General features: G+C 67.7%; 6 protein-coding genes. 4 read left to right on the top strand and 2 right to left on the bottom strand.

Features of this window, described 5'->3' with window-relative positions:
* Window positions 1-112: 112 nt before the first annotated feature.
* Entirely contained in the window at window positions 113-2,173 is a 2,061-nt protein-coding gene (locus AC1DHD_RS12870; protein WP_476880089.1) for a S9 family peptidase, read from the bottom strand.
* A 120-nt stretch (window positions 2,174-2,293) separates the two neighbouring features.
* On the opposite strand from AC1DHD_RS12870, the gene AC1DHD_RS12875 reads away from it, so the two are divergent.
* The 4 genes from AC1DHD_RS12875 (at window position 2,294) to AC1DHD_RS12890 (ending at window position 5,515) form a co-directional block, all read left to right on the top strand.
* Window positions 2,294-3,163 carry a methyltransferase domain-containing protein gene (locus AC1DHD_RS12875; RefSeq protein WP_476880090.1) on the top strand — a complete coding sequence of 290 codons (870 nt, stop codon included), beginning with the start codon at window positions 2,294-2,296 and terminating at the stop codon, window positions 3,161-3,163.
* A 101-nt stretch (window positions 3,164-3,264) separates the two neighbouring features.
* Window positions 3,265-3,726: an NfeD family protein gene (locus tag AC1DHD_RS12880; protein WP_476880091.1), complete on the top strand. Its 462-nt coding sequence runs from the start codon at window positions 3,265-3,267 to the stop codon at window positions 3,724-3,726.
* Window positions 3,727-3,847: 121 nt separating this feature from the next.
* A complete protein-coding gene (locus tag AC1DHD_RS12885; RefSeq protein WP_476880092.1) occupies window positions 3,848-4,816 on the top strand; it encodes an SPFH domain-containing protein in 969 nt (322 codons plus the stop codon).
* Between the two features lie 351 nt (window positions 4,817-5,167).
* A complete protein-coding gene (locus AC1DHD_RS12890; protein ID WP_026266329.1) occupies window positions 5,168-5,515 on the top strand; it encodes an RNA polymerase-binding protein RbpA in 348 nt (115 codons plus the stop codon).
* 94 nt (window positions 5,516-5,609) lie between these two features.
* Here AC1DHD_RS12890 and AC1DHD_RS12895 read toward each other — a convergent pair whose 3' ends face one another.
* A complete protein-coding gene (locus AC1DHD_RS12895) occupies window positions 5,610-6,347 on the bottom strand; it encodes a polyprenol monophosphomannose synthase (RefSeq protein WP_476880093.1) in 738 nt (245 codons plus the stop codon).
* Between the last annotated feature and the right edge of the window lie 124 nt (window positions 6,348-6,471).

The following is a 6,471-nucleotide window of genomic DNA, read 5'->3' on the forward strand; positions in this document are numbered from 1 at the left end:
GGGCCGAGCTGCGCTCGCTGAGCAACAATGCCGAGTATGCGGCGCGCTGGGCCCAGCCGGACATCGGGCACGCCCGGCAGGAACTCGGATTCCTGCCGGACGAGCCCACCGGCTAGCCTGCCGCCGGCGCCGGATTGTCCGCCGTCGGCAAGTGCTTGGCCCACCAGGCCAGGATGTGATCGAAGCGCTGGCGGCGGTGGTGCGGGGTGCCGGACCGGGAGAGTTCATGGTTCTCACCAGGGAAAACCAGGAACGCCGCTTCGACGCCCTGCTGCTTGAGCGCCGTGAAATACCGCTGCCCCTGTTCCACGGGGCACCGGAGGTCCTCCTCGCTGTGAATGACCAAGGTGGGCGTCCGGACGTGCTCCAGCCGGGCCATGGGACTCTGTGCCGCCATTTGTTCTGCGGATCGGCCGGTGTATTCACCGCCGAAGAACCAGCCGATGTCCGAGGACCCGGTGAAGCTCACAGGATCCAGGAAGCCCCGCTCTACGATCGAGGCCCTGAAGCGGTGGTCGTGGCTGATGGTCCAGGCTGTCAGGTAGCCGCCGTAGGACCCGCCCATAATGCCCAGCGCGCCGCCGTCGAGCTCCTGGAACTTCTCCAGGGCGCCGTCCAGGAAGGCCAGGACGTCCTGCATGTCCACCGTGCCCATACGCTCCTTGATGGAGCGGCCGTGGGCCTGGCCGTACCCGGCAGAACCGCGCGGATTGCTCATCAGCACCGCGTATCCGGCCGCCGCGTACACCTGGGCTTCGTCGAACAGCGCGCCGGTGAACTGCGCGAACGGGCCGCCGTGGATGTTCAGCAACACCGGGTGCGGACCCTCGCCGGCCGGTGCGACCAGCCAGCCGTGCACCGGATAGCCGTCCGCGGAGGCGAACGTCAGTTCCTGCGGCGGGATGATCCCGGCCTGGTCCCGCAGCGGTGCGGAGAAATCGGTCAGGCTCCGTGGCCGGCCCGCCTCGAGGACCGCGACATCGCCTGAGGTGGTCGCGTCGGTGTAGCTCAGGACCACCGCTCCCCCGTTCTCAGCAGCGCCCGTGACCACGCGCTCATCGGCGACCAACGCCGCCCGTTGCCCCGACGGCCCGAACTCTAGAAGCTGCACGGCGCCGCGGGCGTTGTTGAGCACCAGGACCCCGTCCTGGCCCATCAACTCGAGGCTGCCGCCGACGTCCATCGTTTCCACGTCGCTCAGCGCCACCGGTTCTCCGCCGGCAGCGGGCATGACGTAGAGCACCGTGTTGCGGGCCACGAAATCCTGGCCGGCGTCCCCGAGGTCCTGTGCGGCGAAATACAGCCACTGCCCATCCCGGCTCTGCCGGACTGCGGTGACGGACAGCCGGGCCAGCGCGGCCGGGGCTACCGCCTCGGGATCAGCAGCCGCAGTGTCCACGTTCGCAGCACTGTCCAGCGGCAGCCGGTAGATCCCGGTAATGAGGTCGTTGTCGCGGCCTTCATGCAGGGCGGCCGTGAAGTACAGGAACCGTCCGTCGTTGCTGTAGCTGGCTCCCTCGTGGTCAGTGGCCGCAGTGGTGAGCTGGCGCGCCTTCGGCAGGTTGCCGGGTTCCTCTCCGCTCTTGTCCGCAGAGGCCCCGGCGGCCTTCAACGCCCGGCCCGCGGGGGCGACCCACGGCTCCTCGTCAAGGCCCGGGACGTCGATGGCGAACAGCTGGACGGGCTTGTCAGCGGTGTAGCCGACGCCGTTCATCCGGTACTGGTACGTGGTGATCAGCCGTGCATCTTCACCGCCGGCAGAGACTCCGTCGACGGTGCCGTAGCGRCCCTCGTCGGGAGTCCGCGCGCTGAAGACCAGGCCGCGCGAGTCCGGCGACCAGGTGAAGGCGCCGACCCCCAGCGGAGCATCGGTCAGCTGAACCGGCTCGCCGCCGGTGGCTTCCACGATGTACAGCTGGGGCTTGCCCCCGGCCGGCGCCCGCAGGAACCCGAGGACGCGCCCATCCGGGGAAAACGCTGGAGCGGAGTCCCGGAACCCGCGGGTCAGCCGCCGCGGAGGCAGCGCCGGATCCACCGGCACCGTCCACAGCTGGCCCACGTAGGCGTCGGCGTCGAAATCGGGGCGGACCACGGACACTACGGCTTTGGAGCCGTCAGGGTGCACCGCGGGAGCCGAAACGGACTTGAGCAAGGGAAGATGTTCGGATTTCACGAGTGCGAGCCTAACCGCTGCGGCGCGGGAGGTGAAGTAGCTCACACCGGCGCGGCGTTCCGCCCGAATGGCCGGGAAGGAGAGCGGCGGGGCCGGCGCCGCGGCCCTACGATGGACTCTATGCTCCCCGCTTCCCTCGCCGCCCTGGCGTGCCCCGTGTGCCGGAAGCCCCTCGCGGCCGACGCTGGGATGCGTTCGCTCATGTGTTCGGCCGGGCATAGTTTCGACGCCGCCAAACAGGGATATTTCAATGTCCTGACCGGCAAGGGCACCGTCTTCGAAGCGGACTCGGCCGCGATGGTGGCCGCCCGCTTCGACTTTCTCTCCGCCGGCCACTACCGGCAGTTGGCGGCAACCCTTGCCGAGCTGGCCGGTCCTTTCCTCGCCGGCCCCGAGGCAGCCGTGCTCGACGCCGGGACGGGTACCGGCCACTATCTCCGGGCCCTCCTGGACCGCTCCCCCGCGGCCGCCGTCGGCCTCGACATCTCCAAGTTCGCGCTGCGACGGGCAGCCCGGCTGAACCCCGAGGCGGTCAACCTTGTGGCCGATGTCTGGCAGCCGCTCCCGCTCGCGGACGACGCCGTCGACGTCGTGACGGTGGTCTTCGCGCCGCGCAACGCACCCGAGTTTGCCCGGGTGCTCCGGCCGGGCGGCCGCTTGATCGTGGTCACACCGCTTCCCGGGCATCTCGCCGAGGTGGCGACGGTCACGGGAATGCTGGGCATTGAGCCGGCGAAGGAAGAGCGCCTCGCGGCGACCCTCGGCACACATTTCAGTGCCCACGAAGTCCAGGAACTGAATCTGGCCCTGGAGCTGGCGCCGGAAGACGTCGCGAAGCTGGCCATGATGGGACCGGCCGGGCACCACCTCGACCCCGCGTCCCTGTCAGCCATTGCGGCGGGGCTGCCGCCGCGCACCCCGGTCACTGCCCGCTTCAGGGTCAGCGTCTTCGAGCCGCTGCCCTCCCCCGCCGCGCCGCAGTCAACATAACGACTTGGCCACGTTCGCCCCCTAGTCCGGACTGCCCGCCCCCTGCACCACCCTCCGGCCTAGGATGGGAAGACAAGGTGCAGCGTGGCTAAGGGGGAAAAATGTTCGACTGGCTGGCCGACAACTGGTGGGCTCTCTGGCTCACGGTCTTCCTGGTGTTCGCTGTGGTGGAAATGCTCACCCTCGATCTGTTCTTCATCATGCTCGGCGGCGGCGCGCTGGCCGGACTCGTTGCGGCCTTTGCCGGCGCGGATTTTTGGCTCCAGATCGTCATTTTCAGCGTCGTGTCCCTGCTCATGATCGGCTTCGTCCGTCCCGTCGCCCTCAAGCACCTGCGCAGCAGCCCGGCTGACCAGCGCAGCAACGTCGAGCGCCTCATCGGCGAATCGGCCCTGGTGATGGAACCCGTCAGCGCCACCGGCGGACTGGTCAAAATTGGCGGCGATGTCTGGAGTGCCCGCATGGAGGTGGGCGAGCTCGCCCCCGGGCAGCACGCCGTCGTCCGCTCGATCGACGGCGCCACCGCCGTGATTGTCCCGGAGCCGGATCCGGCAGCCGAGTAGGCAGCCCGCCCGGGAACAGAACCCGGGGCACAGTCTTCCTGCCGCCGCCACCGGCTTCAGGATCTGCGGCAGTACCGCTGCCGCGCACAGCAAAACCACATATCTGGGGAAAAGGTGATGTATGGATATCGCAGTCGCAATAGTGCTGCTGGTACTCGTTGCGTTCGTAATAATCGTCCTGGCGCGCTCGGTGCGGATTGTTCCGCAGGCACGGGCCGGCGTCGTCGAACGGCTTGGCAAGTACCAGCGGACGCTGAATCCGGGCCTGACCATCCTGATTCCGTTCGTTGACCGGCTGCTGCCGCTCCTTGACCTGCGCGAACAGGTGGTTTCCTTCCCGCCGCAGCCAGTCATCACCGAAGACAACCTGGTGGTCTCCATCGACACTGTGGTCTATTTCCAGGTGACGGACGCGCGGGCAGCAACGTACGAGATTGCCAACTACATCCAGGCCGTCGAACAGCTCACCACCACCACGCTCCGAAACGTCGTGGGCGGACTGAACCTCGAAGAGGCGCTGACTTCCCGTGACCAGATCAACGGCCAGCTGCGCGGCGTCCTGGACGAAGCGACCGGCCGGTGGGGTATCCGTGTATCCCGGGTTGAGCTGAAGGCGATCGATCCGCCCCACTCCATCCAGGATTCGATGGAAAAGCAGATGCGCGCCGAACGTGACCGCCGCGCGGCGATCCTGACGGCCGAGGGCACCAAGCAGTCGGCCATCCTTACGGCCGAAGGCCAGCGGCAGTCCTCGATCCTGAAGGCCGAAGGTGATGCCCAGGCAGCCATCCTGCGCGCCGACGGTGAGGCCCAGGCCATCCAGAAGGTTTTCGAGGCCATCCACAAGGGCAACCCGGACCAGAAGCTGCTGGCCTACCAGTACCTGCAGACGCTGCCGAAGCTTGCCGAGGGCACATCCAACAAACTGTGGATCATCCCCAGCGAAGTTGGCGAAGCGCTCAAGGGCATCGGCAACGTCCTGGGCGGCACCAACCCGGATCCGACGTCGGACGGCCCGTTCGCTGGGCCGGCCGCACAGTCTTCGCCGTCAGAACCAGCCGCGTCGTCCACCGGCGTCCCGGGCGCCTAGCCGCGAAGCGAGATGGACCGCTCCGTGCGGCCAGGCTAAACAGGGAGGCATCCGCTGCGGCGGGTGCCTCCCTTCCTGTTGACCCCGCCCGCTGCCGGAAGGCTCCCCCGCCGGGCTGCCCGGGTCCGCTCCGCCGGGAGGTCCCGGGTTTACCTGGGACGCTGGGGCCGCGTATACTTGTGTATTTGTCCGGTCGGTTCAGCCCGCCGGAACATTTACGCTTCGCGGCGCGTTATATCTACTGACGATTTCTGCAGTGGGAACGCAATGCAAAAAGTAGTCCGGCGGGGTCCTCGTGGCCCCCGGCTAGCGCAGGGCCCGGCCCTGCGAACCGATCATAAGGGAGAAAAGATGAGCGATCGCAGCCTGCGGGGTATGCGCCTTGGCGCACAGAGCATGGAGACCGAATCCGGTGTCGAACCGGCTCCGCGCCAGCGTGTTGAGTACCGTTGCGAGGACGGCGAGCAGGTCTTTGTGACGTTCTCCTCGGAAGCGGAGATCCCCCCGGTATGGGTTTCGAAGACCGGTAAGGAAGCCCTCCTGGTCGACGGCGAACGCCCCGTCAACAGCAATGAGAAGGCTGTCCGCACCCACTGGGACATGCTGCTCGAACGCCGCTCGCTGCCCGAGCTGGAGCAGATCCTCGAAGACCGCCTCACCATCCTGCGTGAGCGCCGCGGCGAACGCCGCTCGGCCTAGGGTTCCTCCGCTGCCCGGCAGCCGGCACCATAGCAAAAAGGCCGGTCCGGCACCTGAGAAGGTGCCGGACCGGCCTTTTTTGCGCCTGCTGTGGCTACTTGCGGCCGAGCTTGCCGGCCAGCGTGTTCCAGCGGGCGCTGAGGCCCCACTTGGTCACGTTGATCATGGCCTCGACCACAATGTTGCCGCTCATTTTCGAGGCGCCGAGTTCACGCTCCACGAAGGTGATGGGGCGTTCGACGATGTTCAGTCCCAGCTTGGCCACGCGCCACGCGAGGTCCACCTGGAAGCCGTAGCCCACCGAATCCACCGAATCCAGGTTGAGCTTCTCGAGGGTGCTCCGGCGGAACGCGCGGAAACCACCGGTGACGTCCTTGATCTTGACGCCGAGCATCAGGCGGGCGTAGGTGCTGCCGACGCGGGAGATCGCCTGCCGGTACAGCGGCCAGTTGACCACGCTGCCGCCCGGAACCCAGCGGGAGCCCATGGCCAGGTCGGCGCCCTGTTCCACGGCTTCGATCAGCTGGGGCAGCTGCTCGGGCTTGTGCGAGCCATCGGCGTCCATCTCGACCAGGATGTCGTAGCCGGCGTCCAGGCCCCACTTGAAGCCTGCAATGTAGGCCGCACCCAGCCCGGCCTTGCCCTGGCGGTGCAGGACGTGGACCTGGCTGTCCTCGGCGGCGATGCGGTCCGCGAGCTGGCCCGTGCCGTCGGGGCTGTTGTCGTCAACGACCAGGACGTCGGAGGCAGGCACGGCAGTGCGCAGACGCCCAAGGGTCTTGGGCAACGATTCCAGCTCGTTGTAGGTCGGGATAATCGTGAGGACACGCACTGCGGGGCCTTTCCTTGGAGGGAGCGGTCGGTGGGCCGGGCCGGCAATTAGCCGGCGACGGGCACAGCTCCCCATTATAGACAGTCAGGGGCCGGGAACCCTGCCTTCCGGGACGGTGGCGTGC

The sequence above is a fragment of the Arthrobacter sp. 05L45_2 genome (assembly GCF_056397525.1).